Here is an 18,647-nt window from a genome sequence, read left to right as displayed (position 1 = left end):
AGGACGTAGATTGAAACCGACCACCACTTCCGCCGACTGGATCGCGCGCAGCCTGCGCAGCGTCTGGCATCCATGCACGCAAATGCAGCACCACGAAGAGGTGCCGCTGATCGCCGTCAGCCACGCCAAGGGGCCGTGGCTGTACGACCATGAAGGCCAGCGCTACCTGGACGGCATCAGCTCGTGGTGGGTGAACCTGTTCGGCCACGCCAACCCGCGCATCAACGCGGCGCTGAAGGACCAGCTGGACAAGCTCGAACACGCGATGCTCGCGGGCTTCACGCACGAACCCGTGATCGAGCTGTCGGAACAACTGGCCGCGCTGACCGGCCAGCAGCTGGGCCATGCGTTCTATGCGTCCGACGGCGCATCGGCCGTCGAGATCGCGCTGAAGATGAGCTTTCATTACTGGCGCAACGCGGGCCACGCGGACAAGCAGGAATTCGTCTGCCTGCAGGGCTCCTACCACGGCGAGACCGTGGGTGCGCTCGGCGTCACGGACGTCGCCCTGTTCAAGGATGCATACGGCCCGCTGCTGCGCGCAGCCCGCACGGTGACATCGCCGGATGCGCGCAATGCCGTCGACGGCGAGTCCGCGCAGGACGTCGCGCTGCGTGCGGCAAAAGACGTCGAGGCGCTGTTCGCGGAACGGGCGGACAAGATCGCCGCCATCATCGTCGAGCCGCTCGTGCAGTGCGCGACGGGCATGGCGATGCACGACCCGCTGTACCTGCAGCGCCTGCGCGAGCTGTGCGACAAGTATCACGTGCACCTGATCGCCGACGAGATCGCGGTCGGCTGCGGCCGCACGGGCACCTTCTTCGCGTGCGAGCAGGCGGCGATCTGGCCCGACTTCATGTGCCTGTCGAAGGGCATCAGCGGCGGCTACCTGCCGCTGTCGCTCGTGCTCACCACCGACAAGGTCTACGAAGGCTTCTACAGCGAGGACATCACGCGCGGCTTCCTGCACTCGCACTCGTACACGGGCAACGCGCTGGCCTGCCGCGCGGCGCTCGCCACGTTGCAGATCTTCCGCGACGACGACGTGTTGAACAAGAACCGCGAGACGGCCACGCGCCTGATGCTGGAACTGGCGCCGCTGCTGGACCACAAGTGCGTGACGCACTTCCGCCAGCGCGGCATGATCCTCGCGTTCGACGCCGTCGAGCCGGACACGCAGCGCGCCTCCACGTTCGCGCGCCGCTTCTTCACGAGCGCGGTGGAAAACGAGCTGCTGCTGCGCCCCATCGGTCGCACCGTGTACCTGATGCCGCCGTACGTGCTGGACGAGGAAGAGATCGTGGGCCTGGCCGCGCGCACGCGCAAGGTGTTCGAGAAGGTGATCGCGGAATGACGATGAATCTGATCGACGACGTCCGCGCCCAGCTCGACGCGCTGGAAAGCCGCAGCCTGACCCGGCGCCGCCGCACGGCCGAGACGCCCTGCGCGCCGCGCCAGGTCGTCGACGGCCGCGAGCTGCTCGCGTTCTGCAGCAACGACTACCTGGGCCTCGCGGCGCATCCGCGCGTCGTCGAGGCGCTGCGCGAAGGTGCGGCGCTGTACGGCGCCGGCAGCGGCGCGTCGCACCTCGTGTCCGGCCACAGCCGCGCGCACGCGCTGCTGGAAGAGAGGCTGGCCGCGTTCGAGGCGCCGCACCTGGAGTCCGCCCGCGCGCTGTACTTCTGCACGGGTTATATGGCGAACCTCGCCGTCCTGACGGGGCTGGGCGCCACGGCCGACGCGATGATCTTTTCGGAAGCGCTGAACCACGCGTCGCTGATCGACGGCGCCCGCCTCGCGCGCGCGGGCGTGGCCGTGTACCCGCACGGGGACGTGGCCGCGCTCGACGCACAGCTCGCGGCGAGCGAAGCGCCCACGAAAATCGTCGTCACGGACAGCGTGTTCAGCATGGACGGCGACCTCGCCCCGCTTCCCGCGGTGCTGGCTCTGTGCGAACGGCATGGCGCGTGGCTCGTCGTCGACGATGCCCACGGCTTCGGCGTGCTGGGCGAGACGGGCCGCGGCGCGCTGGAACACTTCGGCCTGCGCTCGCCGAACCTCGTCTACGTCGGCACCTTGGGCAAGGCGGCCGGCGTGGGCGGCGCCTTCGTCGCCGCGCACGAGGCCGTGGTCGAGCTGATGATCCAGCGTGCGCGCCCGTACATCTACACGACGGCCGCCGCGCCCGCGCTCGCGCACGCGCTGCTCGCCAGCGTCGACATCATCGAGGGCGCGGAAGGCGCCGCGCGCCGCGCCCATTTGCGTACGCTGATCGCGCAACTGGACGATGGCCTGCGGCTGGAACGCTGGCAGCGTCCCGTGTCGACGACGGCGATCCAGCCCATCATCATCGGCGCGAACGACGAGGCGCTGGCCGCGGCGGCGCGCCTGCACGAGCAGGGCCTGTGGGTGCCGGCGATCCGGCCGCCGACCGTGGCCGTGGGCACGGCGCGGCTGCGCGTCACGTTGTCGGCCGCGCATACCGAACAAGACGTCGCGCAGCTGACGGCTGCGCTCAACCAGCTGGAAAGGACGCGGGCATGACCCTCAACGATCCCGAACAATTAGGCGGCGGCGCTTCCATCGGCACCGCGGAACCGGCAACGGCGGTCGGCACGGCGCCGGCGCCGTTCGCCGTCCCCGCGCCGCTGGCCGCGGAAGGCGTGCCGCTGCGCTTCGCCTGCTTCGTGACGGGCACGGACACGGAGATCGGCAAGACGCTGATCTCCAGCGCCATCCTCCATAAACTCGTGCGGCAGGGCGTGCGTGCGTGCGGCATGAAGCCCATCGCGGCCGGCGCCGAGGAGCGCGACGGCATGCTGCACAACGACGACGCCGCCATGCTGCGCGCGGCCGGCAACGTGCAGCTGCCGCAGTCGATCACGACGCCGTACCTGCTGCGCGAGCCGTGCGCCCCGCACATCGCGGCGCGGCTGGAAGGCGTCACCATCGAACCCGTTCCGATCATGACGGCGTATGCAGAAATCCTGGGCGCGTCCGACGCGACCGTCGTCGAAGGCGTCGGCGGCTTCTGCGTGCCTTTTTCGCCCGACTTCGACAGCGCCGACCTGGCGGTACAATTGGGGCTGCCCGTCGTGCTCGTCGTCGGCCTGCGCCTCGGCTGCATCAACCATGCTTTACTCACGGCCGAGGCGATCATCGCGCGCGGCCTCGTGCTCGCGGGCTGGGTGGCCAACCAGGTCGACCCGGACATGCGCTTCGCCGACGACAACGTCGCGGAACTCGCCCGCCGCCTGCCCGCCCCGCTGCTCGGCCGCGTGCCGCGCCTCGACGAACCCACGGCCGCCCAGGCCTCCACTTACCTCGAGCTCGCGAGCCTGCCGGGATGGCCGGCCAAGCGTGCCTAACCAAAACAAGGAATCCGAAATGACCCAAGTCGTCACTCTCCATCCGCCGGTCACGCCGGCCTCCCTGCCGAAGGACGCCACCTGGCCGCTGGCCGACGTGCTCGCGCTGTTCGAGCTGCCGCTGCCGGAGCTGATGTTCCGCGCGAGCCAGGCGCACCGCGCCGAGTTCCCCGACGGCGACGTCGAACTCGCGACTCTCCTGTCGATCAAGACGGGCGGCTGCGAGGAAGACTGCGGCTACTGCCCGCAGGCTGCGCGCTACGACACGGGTGTCGAGGCGAAGAAGATCCTCGACCTCGACACGGTGCTGGACGCCGCACGCGAAGCGAAGGCCAAGGGCGCCACGCGCTTCTGCATGGGCGCCGCCTGGCGCAGCCCGAAAGAGCGCGACATGGAGAAGGTCGAAGCGATGGTGCGCGGCGTGAAGGCGCTGGGCATGGAAACGTGCGCCACGCTGGGCATGCTGGAAGAAGGCCAGGCCGAGCAGCTGAAGCAGGCGGGCCTCGACTATTACAACCACAACATCGACACGTCGCCCGATTTCTACGGCGACGTGATCTCCACGCGCGAATACCGCGACCGCCTGGACACGCTGGGCCGCGTGCGCACGGCCGGCCTGAAGATCTGCTGCGGCGGCATCGTCGGCATGGGCGAGACGCGCGAGCAGCGCGCGGGCCTGATCGCCCAGCTGGCCAACATGAACCCGTATCCGGAATCGGTGCCCATCAACCACCTCGTGCAGGTCGAGGGCACGCCCATGCACGGCCTGCCGCCGCTGGACCCGATCGAATTCGTGCGCACGATCGCCGTCGCCCGCATCACGATGCCGAAGGCGCGCGTGCGCCTGTCGGCCGGCCGGCGCGAGCTCGGGGAAGCCGTGCAGGCGATGTGCTTCATGGCCGGCGCCAACTCGATCTTCTACGGCGACAAGCTGCTCACCACGGACAATCCGGAAGCGGACGATGACCGCAAGCTGCTGGAAAAGCTGGGTCTGAAAACGCGTTCGGCAATGCTGGAGTCGGTGCAAAAGGAAAGCTGCGGCTGCTGATGCTTCCGCGTGGGCACGGGGAGCCCACCCTACGCCGCTGCGGTACGGTAACGCACGGTGGGCACGGGGAGCCCACCCTACGCCGCTGCGGTACGGTAACGCACGGTGGGCACGGGGTGCCCACCGTGCGCCGCTACCAACTCGTAGGGTGGGCTCCCCGAGCCCACGCGTGACGTACGCGATCCGTTGGCGTCATGCATGAGCACCGGGCCGCACGCTGTCAGGCCACAAGCCAGTTTTATAGAAGTCACCGGCCACAAGCCGATTTTCACAACACATAAAACAGACGAGACACCATGTTCACGAAGATCCTCATCGCCAACCGTGGCGAAATCGCCTGCCGCGTCGCGGCCACCGCGCGCCGGCTCGGCATCAAGACCGTTGCCGTCTATTCGGAAGCCGACGCGAACGCCAGGCACGTGGCGGTCTGCGATGAGGCGGTCCTGCTGGGCCCCGCCGCCGCCAAGGACAGCTATCTGCGCGGCGACAAGATCATCGCCGCCGCGAAAGCCACCGGCGCGCAGGCGATCCACCCGGGCTACGGCTTCCTGTCGGAGAACGCGGAATTCGCGGAAGCCTGCGCGGCCGCGGGCCTCGTGTTCATCGGCCCGCCGGGCTCCTCGATGCGCGCGATGGGATCGAAGTCCGCCGCCAAGCAGCTGATGGAAGGCGCGAACGTGCCCCTGGTGCCGGGCTACCACGGCGACGCGCAGGACCCCGAACTGCTGCAGGCGGAAGCGAACCGCATCGGCTATCCCGTGCTGCTGAAGGCCAGCGCGGGCGGCGGCGGCAAGGGCATGCGCGTGGTGGAGCGGTCGGAGGATTTCCAGGCCGCGCTCGCGTCGTGCAAGCGCGAGGCCATCTCGTCGTTCGGCGACGACAAGGTGCTCGTCGAAAAATACCTCACGCGGCCGCGCCACATCGAGATCCAGGTGTTCGCGGACACGCACGGCAACTGCGTCTACCTGCACGAGCGCGACTGCTCCGTGCAGCGCCGCCACCAGAAAGTGCTGGAAGAAGCGCCGGCGCCGGGCATGCCGCCCGAGCGCCGCGCCGCGATGGGCGAAGCGGCCGTCGCCGCGGCGCGCGCCGTGGGCTATGTGGGCGCGGGCACCGTCGAATTCATCGCCAACCAGGACGGCTCGTTCTACTTCATGGAGATGAACACGCGGCTGCAGGTCGAGCACCCCGTCACCGAGATGATCACGGGGACGGACCTCGTCGAATGGCAGCTGCGCGTGGCGGCCGGCCAGCCGCTGCCGAAGCAGCAGCACGAACTGGCGATCCACGGCCACGCGATCGAGGCGCGCGTCTATGCGGAAAATCCGGAGAAAGGCTTCCTGCCCTCGATCGGGACCTTGCAGCACATGGACACCCCAAGCCACGTCGCGTTCGAACTGGGCGGCGCCGATGGCAACCCCGCCGGCGTGCGCATCGATTCCGGCGTGCGCGCGGGCGATGCGATTTCTCCGTTCTACGATCCGATGATCGCCAAGCTGATCGTGTGGGGCGCCGACCGCGCGCAGGCGCTGGCGCGCATGGCGCAGGCGCTGTCCGAGTTCCACATCGTCGGTCTCGCGACCAATATCGCGTTCCTCAAGCGGCTCGTCGAAGGCGGCGCCTTCGCGCAGGCGGACCTGGACACGGGCCTCATCGAGCGGAATTCGGCCGCACTGTTTCCGCCGGCCGGCCCGGCACCGCTGGCCGCGCTGGCATTGGCGGCCGTCGCCCTCGTCGCCGCGGACACGCCGGTCAGCAGCAATCCGGCCGACCCGTGGACCAGTACCCACGGCTGGCGCATGAACGGCACGTACCGCCGCCGCCTCGCGTTCGGCGACGAGTACGCGGCCACGACCGACGCCAAGGTCTACGCCATCGACCTGGCCTACCATGCGCACGGCTGGACGCTCGAGGCGAACGGCAAGGCGCATCCGCTGGCGCTCGTGGCGCAGCACGACGGGCGCTACGCGATCCGCCTGGATGGCCAGGCCATCGCGGGCACCGTGCGCCGCGACGGCGAAACGCTGCACGTGTTCACAGGCGGCCTGCACCACGTGCTCGCGTGGAGCGACCCGCTCGCGCACGCGGGCGAGCACGAGACGGCCGACGGCCGCCTGACGGCGCCGATGCCGGGCAAGGTCGTCGCCGTGATGGCGGCGAACGGGCAGCACGTCCGCAAGGGCGAGCCGCTCGTGATCATGGAAGCGATGAAGATGGAACACACGATTGCCGCGCCGAGCGACGGCCTGGTCGAGGAAGTGCTGTACCAGGTCGGTGACCAGGTCGCAGACGGCGCGCCGCTGCTGGCATTCAAGGCGGCGGCTTGAGGAGTTGGTGGGCACAGGGTGCCCACCCTACGTTCATGCATCGTAGGGTGGGCGGCCTCCGCCCACCATGCGGCACCAGTAGCCAGGCCCTATCAGGCCAAACGATGTAGACCGCGCCACCTGCCCAGAAGGCGGTGGCGCGCACGACGCCGCAAACCAGGGTGCGGCGTGACGAAACAACGAGACAGCAAACGCAATCCATAAAAATTATTAGGAGACGAAACATGCGGATACTGCTGTACAGAGGCGACGGCATCACCGAGCCGTGGGTCCGGGATTTTTCCAATGCGCTGCCGCACGCGGAGATCGTCGTGTGGCGCGAAGGCATGTCGCTGGCGGCGCAACCGCGCTGCGACTATGCGGTGACGTGGGCGCCGACACCCGCGCTGCTCGACCAGCTCGCGCACGTGAAGGCGATCTTCCTGACGGGCGCCGGCGTCGACGCGCTGCTGAAATTCGGCGACGCCTTGCCGCCGGTGCCCATCGTCCGCCTGGGCGATGCGGGCATGGCCGAGCAGATGGCGGAGTACGTGGCGTATGCGACGTTGCGCTACTTCCGCCGCTTCGACGACTACGAGCTGCAGGCGCGCCAGGGCATCTGGAACCCGCTGCCGCGGCGCGACAAGGCCGATTTCACGGTCGGCGTGCTGGGGCTGGGCCGGCTCGGGATGCCCGTGCTGCGCACCGTGCGCCAGCTCGGCTTTCCCGTGCGCGGCTGGAGCCGTTCGGCGCGCGACCTGCCGGGCGTGGAATGCTACGCCGGCATGGAGGCGCTCGACGACTTCCTGGCCGGCACGCAGCTCCTCGTCTGCATGCTGCCGCTCACGCCGGAGACGACGAACCTGCTCGACCGCGCGCGGCTGTCGCGGCTGCCGCGCGGCGCGTACCTCGTCAACGTCGCGCGCGGCGCGCAGGTGGCCGAGCCCGACCTGCTGGCGCTGATCCGGGCCGGCCACATCGCGGGCGCGACCCTGGACGTGTTCCGCAACGAACCGCTGCCGGCACCGCATCCGTTCTGGAGCGAGCCGCGCATCACCATCACGCCGCACATCTCGGCCATCACCTTGCGCGAGGAGGCGGTGCAGCAGATCGTCGCCAAGATCGAACGGCTGGAACGGGGCGAGGCCATCGACGACGTCGTCGACCGCGCCCGCGGCTATTAGGAAACCACCATGCACATTCAACTGCCGAAACAAGTCAAGATCGTCGAAGTGGGCCCGCGCGACGGGCTGCAGAACGAAAAGGAAGCGGTGTCCGCCGCGGTCAAGATCGAGCTGGTCGACCGCCTGTCGCGCGCCGGTTTCGCCAACATCGAGGCGGCATCGTTCGTGTCGCCGAAGTGGGTGCCGCAGATGGCGACGAGCGCCGAGGTCATGGCCGGCATCGAACGCCGCGCCGGCACGCTGTATTCCGCGCTGACGCCGAACATGCAGGGCTTCGAGGCGGCGCTGGCGGCGCGCGCCGATGAAGTCGTGATCTTCGGCTCCGCGTCGGAAGCGTTCTCGCAGCGGAACATCAACTGTTCGATCGCGGAATCCATCGCGCGCTTCGCGCCCGTGGCGAAGGCGGCGAAGGACCACGGCCTGCGCCTGCGCGGCAGCATCAGCTGCGCGTTCGGCTGCCCGTACCAGGGCGAGGTGCCGCTGGATGCCGTCGCCGACGTCGTCAAGCGCATGCGCGACCTCGGATGCGACGAGATCGACATCGCCGACACGATCGGCGTGGCGACCCCGCGCAAGACGCAGGCCGTGATGGAGACGGCGGCCCGCGCGTTCGCGCTGGAGCGCATCTCCGGCCACTTCCACGACACGTACGGCCAGGCGCTCGCCAACATCTACGCCAGCCTGGAACTCGGGGTCGCGATCTTCCACTCGTCCGTGTCGGGCCTGGGCGGCTGCCCCTACGCGAAGGGCGCGACGGGGAACGTCGCGACGGAGGACGTCGTGTACATGCTGAACGGGCTCGGTATCGAGACGGGCATCGACCTCGACCTCGTCGTGGAGGCGGGTGCGTTCATTTCGCAGCAGTTGGGCCGCAAGGGTGCGAGCCGGGCCGGGAACGCGCTGCTGGCGAAGAAGTAGGGTGGGCACCCTGTGCCCACGCGAACGCCGGCATGACGCAAACGTCCGCGTGGGCTCGGGGAGCCCACCCTACGTCGTAGTGCCCACGCGTAACGCAAACACAACGCAAATGTCCGCGTGGGCACGTTTCATTTGAGGCCCCCAGCCTCAAATGCCCACCCCACCGTGAGGTGCAGCGGGCATTGTCGTGCGAACGTAATGTGCGCTGCGGAAATGAAAAAGGCCGACGATCTCTCGTCGGCCTCTTACTATACTGGTCGGAGTACAAGGATTCGAACCTTGGACCCTCTGGTCCCAAACCAGATGCGCTACCGGGCTGCGCTACACTCCGAAGACAGCCATCATAACGTCCAGGTGCCACCCCGGTCAAGGAAAGTACTCGACTCCGTGGTTTTCTCGCAGGTGACGACGTGACGTATGCAATCGACCACATCGACGGCGGCTTCCGCCCGGCCCTCCCCGACCGCAGACAAATCAACCGCATTGCGGCCTGCATCGTGCTGTCGCTGGCCGCGCATGCGCTGCTGCTCGCGGTCTACCGCCAGCCGGTGACGACGTTGCCCGCCGCGCCACAGGAACGCCTGACGATCCGCCTGCAGCCCACACCGCCGCCGGCGCAGGTGAAACCGGCCGCGGCGCCGCCGATTGCGCGCGCGCAGCCGGAGAAGCATGCGAAAAAGACACGGCCCGTGATCGCCGTCGCGCCGGCGAAGCGCCAGTCGACGGCAGAGACTTATGCCGTGAAACCCGCACCGGAGACACCCGACACGCCCGCCGCGCCCGCGACGACGGCCCCGCAATTCGACCTCGACGCCGCCCGCAGCATGGCGCGCAAGATGGCAACGAAACTGCTCACGGAGCCCGACCCCGACAAGGTGGGCACGGCGCTCGAACGCCTGCCGAAGCCGCCGCTGCAGACGGAAAGCAAGTTCGAGCGGGCGATCAAGTCGGCCAAGCGCCCCGACTGCAAGGACGGCGTGCCGGGCGGGCTGCTCGCGCCGATCTTCCTTGCAATGGACAAGAAAGACAGCGGCTGCAAATGGTGAGTCTGTCTACTCGCCGCCCTTGATCTGCAGCGCGCGGTCGTACAACGCGTTCTTCTTCCTGCCCGTGATCTGCGCCGCCAGCGCCGCCGCCTGCTTCACGGAACACTCTTCGAGCAGGATGCGCAGCACGCGTTCCGCTTCCACGTCGCCTTCGTCGTCCTCCACGCGCGCGCCTTCGACGAGCACGACGAATTCGCCGCGCTCGCGGTTGGCGTCGGCCTTCACCCACGCCAGCGCCTCGCTCAGCGGACAGCGGTGGATTTCCTCGAACAACTTGGTGAGCTCGCGCGCGAACACGACCTGGCGCGTGGGCTCGAATGCGGCCGCGAGAGATTCGACACAGTCCGTGATGCGATGCGGCGCCTCATAGAACACGAGCGTCGCCGGCACGGACTTGAGCGCGGCCAGTTCCCCTTCGCGCTGCTTCGCCTTCGCGGGCAGGAAGCCGACAAAATAGAAGCGGTCGTTCACGAGGCCGCTGGCCGACAGCGCCGCGATCGCGGCCGACGCACCGGGTACCGGAACGACGTGCAGGCCGGCGTCGCGCACGACGTCGACGATGCGCGCGCCCGGGTCGGACACGGCCGGAGTGCCCGCGTCCGACACGAGCGCCACGCGCTCGCCCGCGCGCAGGCGTGTGACGATTTTTTCGGCGACTTCGCGCTCGTTGTGCTGGTGCGCGGCGATCATGGGCTTGTTCAAGCCGAAACGCGTCAGCAGCGCGCCCGTCTTGCGCGTGTCCTCGCAGGCGACGACGTCGGCCAGCAGCAGCACGTGCAGGGCACGCAGCGTGATGTCGGTGACGTTGCCGATGGGTGTGGCCACCACGTAAAGCGCTGCGGTAGGATAGGACTGCTGGGCGGCCTCGCCCATGACGGGCAGTTGGGCGATCTGGCTGGACTGGGTTTCTGTCATGTTGGGGATCGGATGCGGATGAACATTCTCGAGGCGCGCTGCGCCGGACACGTCCGGCTTTTGGCGATGCTGCTCGCGCTGGGCGTGGGCGGCCACGCCCTGGCCGCGGCGCCGAGCGCCGGGCCGCCGTTCGACGGAACGCCGTGCGACGGACCGCAGCGATTGTGCGCGTCCGTGGACGCAAACACAAGTGCGCGCTCGTCTTCTCGTTCCCCTTCCCTCACGCGCGCAGGCTCCCCATTGCTCGCCCTCGCCGACCCGGCCATCCAGCCGCGCCCCGCGAAACCGCAGGCGAACGAACCGTCGCCGCCGCCGCCACCGTCGTCCGCTCCCGTCCGCATCGCGCTGCTGCTACCGCTGCGCTCGGCCACGTTGGCGACGGCCGCGGAAGCCGTGCGCGCCGGCTTCCTGGCCGGCATGGAGCGCGACGGCACCGGCTTCAAGGCCGACGTCATCCCGACGGGTGACGCCCCGCGCGACGTGCTCGACGCGTACGCGCGCGCGGCGGCGGCCAGCGACATCGTCGTCGGGCCCCTGGCCCGCAGCGCCGTCGCGGCACTGGCCGACAGCGATGCCGTCACCCGGCCCACCATCGTGCTGAGCGTGCCCGAAGGCCGCGCGGCCGTGCCGGCAAGGATGCTCGTGGCGGGGCTGTCCGTCGAGGACGAGGCGCGCCAGGTGGCGGAATGGGCCGCGCGCGACCATCCGCACGGCCGCGCGCTGATCCTGACGAGTGGTGCCGCGTGGGCCCGGCGCGCGGCGGGCGCATTCGAGGCGCGCTGGCGCGAGCTGGGCCACACGAACCAGCGCTACGCGATGCCGGCCGGAGAAGCAGGCAAGGTCGCCATCGACGAGTTGAAGCAGAAACTCGACATCGACCCGCCCGACCTGCTGTTCGCCGCCCTCGACAGCACCGTCCTGCGCGCCGTGCGCGCGACGATCGGCACCGCGATCCCGTGCTACGGCGGCGGCGCGGCGAATCCCGGCCGTACACTCCAGGCGGACGACCGGGGCCTGGACGGCGTGCGCATCCTCGACCTGCCGTGGATCGTGCTGCCCGATCACCCCGTCGTGATGGTCTATCCGCGCCCGCTGGATGCGGAACAGCCGCTCGACATGGACCGCCTGTACGCCCTCGGCATCGACGCCTTCCGGGTGGCGCGCGAACTGGCGCTGCGCGGGGGCGCCCCGTTCGGCGTGGACGGCGTCACGGGGCAGCTCGACGTGATGCCGGAGCCGGACGGCCGGCTGCAGCTGCGCCGGCAGGAGGCCGCCGTCATCCTGCGCGACGGCCAGTTCGACCCTGTGGACAAGGCGCGCTGACATGTGGCCGACCCGGCTGTCGCGCAAGCAGGAGCAGGGCCGCGCCTGGGAAGACATGGCGCTGGCCTACCTCGAGCGCCGCGGCCTCGTGCTGGTGGAGGCGAATTTCCGCTGCAAGCTCGGCGAGATCGACCTGATCCTGCGCGACGGCGCCACGCTCGTGTTCGTCGAAGTGCGCCAGCGCGCGGCCGGGGCCCCGGTCAGCGCGGCGGCAAGCATCGGCCCGGCCAAGATCCGCCGCATCATCCGCGCCGCCCAGGTGTATTTGCAGCGTTTCAGCCGCCTGCCGCCCTGCCGGATCGACGTCGTCGCCATCGACGGGGATGATATCGAATGGTTAACGAACGCCATTGAAGTGTAAGCATTTTTTGCCGCGCTTGATCGCCGGGCATTGCCACTGCACTATAATCTTCGACCATGAATACTCAACGCATCCTCGCCCACTTCCAGGAAAGCGCCGAACTCAAGCTGAAGTCGGCGACTCTCCTCGCACAACCGATTTCCCAAGCGATTGAATTGATGTTCAATGCGCTTTCCAATGGCAACAAGGTCCTCGCCTGCGGCAACGGCGGCTCGGCCGGCGACGCGCAGCACTTCGCGGCCGAACTGGTCGGCCGCTTCGAGCGCGAGCGCTTCCCGCTGCCGGGCATCGCCCTGACGACGGACACGTCGATCATCACGGCCGTCGGCAACGACTACAGCTTCAACGAAATCTTCAGCAAGCAGGTGCAGGCGTTCGGCCAGGCGGGCGACATCCTGCTGGCAATTTCCACGTCCGGCAACTCGGCCAACGTGGTGGCCGCCGTCGAAGCAGCGCTGGAACGCGAGATGCGCGTCGTCGCCATGACCGGCAAGGACGGCGGCAAGCTGGGGCAGATGCTGACCGACGCCGACGTTCACATCAACGTACCGCATTCGCGCACCGCCCGCATCCAGGAAGTGCATCTGGTCGCGATCCACAGTATTTGCGACGGCCTCGACGTCGCCCTGTTCGGAGAAGAAGATGCAAATTAACGCCGGCGCCCTGCTGCGTCCCCTGTCCAAGGCCGTGCTGTGCGTGGCCTTGCTGTCCTCGCTGCAAGGTTGCGTCGCTGTCGTGGCCGCCGGCGCCGTGGGCGGTGCCGTCGCGACGGCCGACCGCCGCACCCTGGGCGCGCAGACGGAAGACAAGGCGATCGCACTGAAAGCCGAGACCCGCATGGGCGACATCGTCGGCGATGCCGGCCACGTCAACGTCAACAGCTATAACCGCAAGGTGCTGCTGACGGGCGAAGTGAAGGATGAGGCGATGAAGCGCGCCGTCGAGAAAGAGGTGCGCGGCATCTCGAACGTCGAAGGCGTCATGAACGAGCTGGAGATCGCCGGCCCGTCGAGCTACACCTCGCGCTCCAGCGATACGGTGATCACCGGCAAGGTCAAGCTGAGCCTGGCCGACAAGAAGACGATCTCGGCCACGTCGTTCAAGGTCGTCACCGAGCGTGGCACCGTGTACCTGATGGGCCTCGTGACGCAGCGCGAAGGCAATATCGCCGCCGACGTCGCGCAGGGCGTCTCCGGTGTCATGCGTGTGGTCAAGATGTTCGAATACATCAGCGAAGAAGACGCGCGCTCGATGCAGCAGCCGCAATCGCAGGGTTCGTGAGCCGTGCAAGCCGCCGCGGGCAGGAAGGCGGCGGCAGTTCAGCCGCGCATGCTGCCTCCTGCGCGCAGGCGGCAGCAGTTCTATAATCGCAGGACCGCCTGATGGGCATTGCAGGATGAGTTGAATCATGACCGCTTCCTCTTCACGTACCTGGGTCAAACCGGCCATCATCGGCGCGGCCGTGCTCGCGATCGCCGGTATCGGCTTCGCCGCGTTCAGCCAGCAACAGCAGGCGCCCGACGTCACGTTCATTTCCATCGACGGCCAGAAGATCAGCTCACACGACTTGCGGGGCAAGGTCGTGATGGTCAATTTCTGGGCAACCTCTTGCGCCACCTGCGTGAAGGAAATGCCGCAGATGGTCGAGACGTACAACAAGTTCAAGCAGGACGGCCTGGAATTCGTCGCGGTGGCGATGAGCTACGATCCGCCGAACTATGTCTTGAACTATGCGGAGACGCGCAAGCTGCCGTTCAAGGTGGCGCTCGATTCCGGCGGCGACCTGGCCAAGCAATTTGGCGACGTCAACATGACCCCGACCACCTTTGTCATCGGCAAGGATGGCAAGATCCTCAAGCGCTATCTGGGCGAGCCGGATTTTGCGGCGTTGCATGCGCTGCTGCAAAAGTCGCTGAAATCCTGATCGACGCGGGTCTGCATTTGGTGGACGGAGGCCGCCCACCCTACGGCCGCGGCACGGCGCATATCCGTAGTGTGGGCACCCCGTGCCCACCAAAATGTGCATTTCCGCGACGTCGTTCGATTATCGCGGTCCCCGCGCACCGCTGACCTCCCGCAAAACCCGCGCTACGGTTCGGGCCAATCTTGACGCGCCCGCCAACGCTGTTCACACTGACGCCGGCAAAGGAGGAAGCGATGCGCAAGCTGATCACGGTTGCCCTCGTACCGGGCCTGCTGACGGCCGCAGGCTGTACCAGCGTCGATACCGGTCTGCGCAACACGGTCGTGTTGCATTACCAGCATGTTGCCAACGTCCACCGGATCGATTTCAGCACGCCCGTCGCGCTGCCGCACCGCGCGCCCGTCCGCGCCGTGCTGCCGCTCGATTCGCATGGGTTCTGGGCCGTGTTCGTGCTGTGCGGCCTGGACGTCACGGGCGCCAACCTGCCCGGTTTCTATTTCGACGCCGACCGCCTGCGCGTCGCGTACGGCGAACGGCGCTACGGCCCACTGCACCCGTACACGGTGGTACTCGACGGCACGGCCGACGTCAACAGTCGCTTCGACACGCCCGCCCTCGCCGACGCGATCGCGGCCGAGCTCCAGCGCGGCCCGTCGACCCAGGTCTTTCGCCACGGCTATTACGGGAACCTCGATTACCGCTTCGCCATCTACATCCCGCGCGCGCTGCCCGACTACGCGGGCGAGCAGCTGAGCCTGCGCTACGAAGGCGCCCGGACGCTGGCGCTGGGCAACGGCTATCCGCCGGCCGACGTCGCCGTCGCGGGCCCGGACGGTGCCGGCATCGGGGCGCACTGCCTGCCGTGAACGCCGCATCGGCGTAAGCTGGCGTCATCGACACGGAGACGACCATGAATGCACACACCGACACCCTCACCGTCGACCAGGCCTACCGCGCCATGCTGGCCTTCCTCGAACGCGAAGTCGATCTGACGGAATGCTGCGACCTGGCGGACCTGCTGGCCGGCTACCGCCTGGACGCCGACGGCCAGCCCCGCGATCCGGCGTTGTGGGACGAGTGGATGCAGGCCGTCGCGCAAGTCAGGACGGACAAGCCCGGCTGACACATCGTTACCAGCGCGACCGCTCCTTCTTCGACTGGCGCTTGCGTGCCGCCGCGTTCTGTTGCTGCAGCAATGCATCGACGCGCTCGGATGCCTCGCGCGCGAGCGTCTGCGCTTCCTCGATGCTGGGGAAGAACTCCGGCATGCGGTAGCCGAGCCACGCATACGCCGAATACATGCGGCACGTGTCCTCGACTTCCTGCAGGTTTTGCCAGAACAATTCCTGCGGATGGGGCTGCAGCTTGCACACTTTCCGCTTCGCCAGCGATTGCGCCCAGTGCGACCACGCGCTTTCCAGCGTCGGCACGCGGGTCGAGATGGGGACGAGCGACATCGTGAATTTTTCCGCAATGCTCAAGTCGAGCGTGTCGAGCCATTCCGCGCGCTCGTTCTGCTCTTCCGTGATGCGAGGGTAAAAAAAACCATCCGGCACGTCGATGTTGTGCACGAAGCGTTTGAGCAATTTCACCAGCGACGTCTCGCCCGTCACGGACGATATGCGGTGCAATTGTTCGAGCGACGGGGCCACGGCAAAACCGCTGGCCGGCACGGGCGGGACCTTTTCCTTCATCAACGAGCGCATGATGTCGTGCGTGTCGTCGTCGTAGCCGGCAACGAAGCCTTCCTCGTGCACGCCGTAGCGCCCGGCGCGGCCCGCGATCTGCTTCGCGAGCGCCGCCGAGATTTCCTCTTCCTCGACGCCGTTGTACTTGACCGCGGTCGTCATCACAATGCGCTGGATCGGCATGTTCAAGCCCATCGCGAGGGCGTCCGTGCCGACGACGATGTCGGCCTGCCCTTCGCGGAAGCGCTCGGCCTGCGCGCGCCGCACTTCCGGAGACAGGTTGCCGTAGACGGTGGCCACCGATAATCCCATCTCCGTGATCATGTCGCGCCACATCAGCACTTCGCGGCGCGAGAATGCGATGACGGCGTCGCCCCGCTTCAGGTTGCGCAGCTTGCGCACGGCGCTCGGCTCCATCGACAGCGGCGCCTTGCGTTTTAAAACGTGCACTTCGAGCGAACACTCCAGCCGCTCGGCCAGCGCCTCGATCGCGCGCCGCGCTTCCGGCGCGCCGACGAGGTACACGGTCGACGCGGGCGCGCCGCACACGGCGGCCGTCCACGCGGCGCCGCGGTCGCGGTCGGCCAGCATCTGGATCTCGTCGATGACGGCGACTTGCACGGGCGTCTTCGTATCGAGCATCTCGACGGTGCTCGCGACGTGCGTGCCACCTTCGGCCAGGCGGCGTTCCTCGCCCGTGATCAGGCTGACCTTGATCGGCTCGCCGTCCGCGCCGGCCGCGTTCTGCAATCGCTCGTAGTTTTCCAGCGCCAGCAGGCGCAGCGGCGCGAGGTAGACGCCGCTGTCGGCTTGCGCCAGGTGTTCCATCGCGCGGTGCGTCTTGCCGGAATTGGTCGGGCCCAGCAGGGCGATGAAGCGGCGCGCCATCTTGCTGGCGACCTCGAACGATGCCGGGTACTCGGCCAGGTTGATGCTTTCCTTCGTGCGCGCGGCGTGGCGCTCTTCCTGCTCGCGCTCGCCGGCGTGCAGCAGGCGCTGGCGGATGCGGTCGAACACGAACTCGGCCGGCTCGGAGGTCTCCAGCTCTTCCAGCACGTGCAGGAACAGCATGGGGTCGAAGCCGAACTCGTCGGCTTGGTCGGCAATTTCTCGGACGAATTCCTCGACGTCCTGGTTCAGGTCGTCGACGGCATCGCGCGTGGCCCGTTCCTCGACGAGCTCGCGGCGCGCCTGCAGGTCCATCTTGCGCCACTTGCTCGGCTTGGCCAGCACGCCGCGCGACGGCACGAGGCGGTACTCGACGTGCAGGCCGTCCACGCGCACGGCGCCGGAAAAGCGCAGGAAGACGCGGCCTTCCATGCGGACGAGCTCGACACCACGCGCGGACAGGCTCAGTTCCCGTTCGAGGAACGCGTCGTCGTCCTGGGTGTCGTCGTCGGAAGGGGTGAAACGAGGGTGGTGTTCGCTCATGGTTTCAATATAGCGCGGGCGCATTGTGCGCACCGTTCGGCAAATGACAAAAAAGGTGGGCGGAGGCCGCCCACCCTACGCATCGTTGCCGTAGGGTGGGCGGCCTCCGCCCACCATTGTTCGCGCTGTCGAAAATTATGCGGCGACGCCCGCTTCGTGCGCCTGCTGGTCGGCGTGATACGACGAGCGCACCATCGCGCCGACGGCCGCGTGCACGAAGCCCATCTCGTACGCCTTCTCTTCGAACATTTTAAACGTGTCCGGGTGCACGTAACGGCGCACCGGCAAGTGCGAGTTCGACGGCGCCAGGTACTGGCCGATCGTCAGCATGTCGATGTCGTGCGCGCGCATGTCGCGCATGACTTCCAGGATTTCCTCGTCCGTCTCGCCCAGGCCCACCATCAGGCCGGACTTCGTCACGGCGTTCGGGTACATCTTCTTGAAGTCGCGCAGCAGCACCAGCGAGTGCTCGTAGTCGGCGCCCGGGCGCGCTTCCTTGTACAGGCGCGGCACGGTTTCCAGGTTGTGGTTCATCACGTCCGGCAGGCCGTCGGCGAAGATGTTCAGTGCCTTTTCCAGGCGGCCGCGGAAGTCCGGCACGAGCACTTCGATCTTCGTGTTCGGCGATAGCGCGCGCGTCTTCTGGATGCACTCGACGAAGTGGCCGGCGCCACCGTCGCGCAGGTCGTCGCGGTCGACGGAGGTGATCACGACGTACGACAGGCGCAGGTCGGCGATGGTCTTCGCGAGATTACCCGGCTCGTTGACGTCGAGCGGGTCGGGGCGGCCGTGGCCGACGTCGCAGAACGGGCAGCGGCGCGTGCACTTGTCACCCATGATCATGAAGGTCGCGGTGCCCTTGCCGAAGCATTCGCCGATGTTCGGGCAGCTGGCTTCCTCGCACACGGTGACGAGGTTGTTGGCGCGCAGGATGTCCTTGATCTCGTAGAAGCGCGACGACGGGCTCGCAGCCTTCACGCGGATCCAGTCCGGCTTCTTCAGGCGCTCGTGCTGCTCCAGCGGCACGATCTTGATGGGGATGCGCGACGTCTTGCTCGCGCCTTTCTGCTTTGCGCTGGCGTTGTACGTTGCTGCGGATTCTGCTGCGGAGCCGGTGTCGATTTCGGAAGTCATG

Annotated in this window: 18 protein-coding genes and 1 tRNA gene; 15 read left to right on the top strand and 4 right to left on the bottom strand. The window is 67.9% G+C overall.

Annotated features, from left to right (window positions below; translation table 11 throughout):
- Positions 1-10 precede the first annotated feature (10 nt).
- The 7 genes from bioA (at position 11) to HAV22_RS21715 (ending at position 8,824) form a co-directional block, all read left to right on the top strand.
- The gene (gene bioA / locus HAV22_RS21745) at positions 11-1,354 is read left to right on the top strand and encodes an adenosylmethionine--8-amino-7-oxononanoate transaminase (protein WP_166861863.1); all 1,344 of its coding nucleotides are present in this window, start codon (positions 11-13) and stop codon (positions 1,352-1,354) included.
- A gap of 2 nt (positions 1,355-1,356) precedes the next feature.
- Positions 1,357-2,544: an 8-amino-7-oxononanoate synthase gene (gene bioF, locus HAV22_RS21740; protein ID WP_166861862.1), complete on the top strand. Its 1,188-nt coding sequence runs from the start codon at positions 1,357-1,359 to the stop codon at positions 2,542-2,544.
- Positions 2,541-3,368: a dethiobiotin synthase gene (bioD, locus tag HAV22_RS21735; protein ID WP_166861861.1), complete on the top strand. Its 828-nt coding sequence runs from the start codon at positions 2,541-2,543 to the stop codon at positions 3,366-3,368. The genes bioF and bioD overlap by 4 nt, the downstream gene beginning before the upstream one ends.
- A gap of 19 nt (positions 3,369-3,387) precedes the next feature.
- On the top strand, positions 3,388-4,416 hold the full coding sequence (bioB, locus tag HAV22_RS21730; protein ID WP_229421356.1) for a biotin synthase BioB: 1,029 nt from the start codon (positions 3,388-3,390) through the stop codon (positions 4,414-4,416).
- A gap of 296 nt (positions 4,417-4,712) precedes the next feature.
- Positions 4,713-6,743, top strand: coding sequence for an acetyl/propionyl/methylcrotonyl-CoA carboxylase subunit alpha (locus HAV22_RS21725; protein ID WP_166861860.1), 2,031 nt, complete (start codon positions 4,713-4,715; stop codon positions 6,741-6,743).
- 224 nt (positions 6,744-6,967) lie between these two features.
- Positions 6,968-7,906 carry a 2-hydroxyacid dehydrogenase gene (locus HAV22_RS21720; RefSeq protein WP_166861859.1) on the top strand — a complete coding sequence of 313 codons (939 nt, stop codon included), beginning with the start codon at positions 6,968-6,970 and terminating at the stop codon, positions 7,904-7,906.
- A gap of 9 nt (positions 7,907-7,915) precedes the next feature.
- Positions 7,916-8,824 carry a hydroxymethylglutaryl-CoA lyase gene (locus HAV22_RS21715; protein WP_208296313.1) on the top strand — a complete coding sequence of 303 codons (909 nt, stop codon included), beginning with the start codon at positions 7,916-7,918 and terminating at the stop codon, positions 8,822-8,824.
- Between the two features lie 254 nt (positions 8,825-9,078).
- Here HAV22_RS21715 and HAV22_RS21710 read toward each other — a convergent pair.
- A tRNA-Pro gene (locus tag HAV22_RS21710) sits at positions 9,079-9,155 on the bottom strand.
- A gap of 79 nt (positions 9,156-9,234) precedes the next feature.
- On the opposite strand from HAV22_RS21710, the gene HAV22_RS21705 reads away from it, so the two are divergent.
- Positions 9,235-9,870, top strand: coding sequence for a hypothetical protein (locus HAV22_RS21705; protein ID WP_166861858.1), 636 nt, complete (start codon positions 9,235-9,237; stop codon positions 9,868-9,870).
- A 6-nt stretch (positions 9,871-9,876) separates the two neighbouring features.
- Here the strand turns inward: HAV22_RS21705 and rsmI are convergent, their stop codons facing one another.
- Positions 9,877-10,785: a 16S rRNA (cytidine(1402)-2'-O)-methyltransferase gene (gene rsmI / locus HAV22_RS21700; RefSeq protein WP_166861857.1), complete on the bottom strand. Its 909-nt coding sequence runs from the start codon at positions 10,783-10,785 to the stop codon at positions 9,877-9,879.
- 18 nt (positions 10,786-10,803) lie between these two features.
- On the opposite strand from rsmI, the gene HAV22_RS21695 reads away from it, so the two are divergent.
- From HAV22_RS21695 to HAV22_RS21665, 7 genes are all read left to right on the top strand, one after another.
- Positions 10,804-12,108, top strand: a complete 1,305-nt coding sequence (locus tag HAV22_RS21695) for a penicillin-binding protein activator (protein WP_166861856.1) — start codon at positions 10,804-10,806, stop codon at positions 12,106-12,108.
- 1 nt (position 12,109) lies between these two features.
- Positions 12,110-12,469 carry a YraN family protein gene (locus HAV22_RS21690; protein WP_166861855.1) on the top strand — a complete coding sequence of 120 codons (360 nt, stop codon included), beginning with the start codon at positions 12,110-12,112 and terminating at the stop codon, positions 12,467-12,469.
- 56 nt (positions 12,470-12,525) lie between these two features.
- Entirely contained in the window at positions 12,526-13,122 is a 597-nt protein-coding gene (locus HAV22_RS21685; protein WP_166861854.1) for a phosphoheptose isomerase, read from the top strand.
- On the top strand, positions 13,112-13,750 hold the full coding sequence (locus HAV22_RS21680) for a BON domain-containing protein (RefSeq protein WP_166861853.1): 639 nt from the start codon (positions 13,112-13,114) through the stop codon (positions 13,748-13,750). The genes HAV22_RS21685 and HAV22_RS21680 overlap by 11 nt, the downstream gene beginning before the upstream one ends.
- 127 nt (positions 13,751-13,877) lie before the next feature.
- A complete protein-coding gene (locus HAV22_RS21675; protein WP_166861852.1) occupies positions 13,878-14,393 on the top strand; it encodes a peroxiredoxin family protein in 516 nt (171 codons plus the stop codon).
- A gap of 233 nt (positions 14,394-14,626) precedes the next feature.
- Positions 14,627-15,259 carry a hypothetical protein gene (locus HAV22_RS21670; RefSeq protein ID WP_166861851.1) on the top strand — a complete coding sequence of 211 codons (633 nt, stop codon included), beginning with the start codon at positions 14,627-14,629 and terminating at the stop codon, positions 15,257-15,259.
- Between the two features lie 44 nt (positions 15,260-15,303).
- Positions 15,304-15,516 carry a hypothetical protein gene (locus HAV22_RS21665; protein WP_166861850.1) on the top strand — a complete coding sequence of 71 codons (213 nt, stop codon included), beginning with the start codon at positions 15,304-15,306 and terminating at the stop codon, positions 15,514-15,516.
- A gap of 7 nt (positions 15,517-15,523) precedes the next feature.
- Here HAV22_RS21665 and HAV22_RS21660 read toward each other — a convergent pair whose 3' ends face one another.
- Together HAV22_RS21660 and lipA are read right to left on the bottom strand one after the other, a co-directional pair.
- Positions 15,524-17,512: a helicase-related protein gene (locus HAV22_RS21660; RefSeq protein ID WP_166861849.1), complete on the bottom strand. Its 1,989-nt coding sequence runs from the start codon at positions 17,510-17,512 to the stop codon at positions 15,524-15,526.
- 135 nt (positions 17,513-17,647) lie between these two features.
- Positions 17,648-18,646, bottom strand: a complete 999-nt coding sequence (gene lipA, locus HAV22_RS21655; protein WP_166861848.1) for a lipoyl synthase — start codon at positions 18,644-18,646, stop codon at positions 17,648-17,650.
- Between the last annotated feature and the right edge of the window lies 1 nt (position 18,647).

Source organism: Telluria antibiotica (assembly GCF_011682055.1).
GTDB lineage: Bacteria > Pseudomonadota > Gammaproteobacteria > Burkholderiales > Burkholderiaceae_D > Telluria > Telluria antibiotica.
Note: the sequence above shows the minus strand (reverse complement) of the source record. Positions and strands in the feature narration are given on the sequence as shown.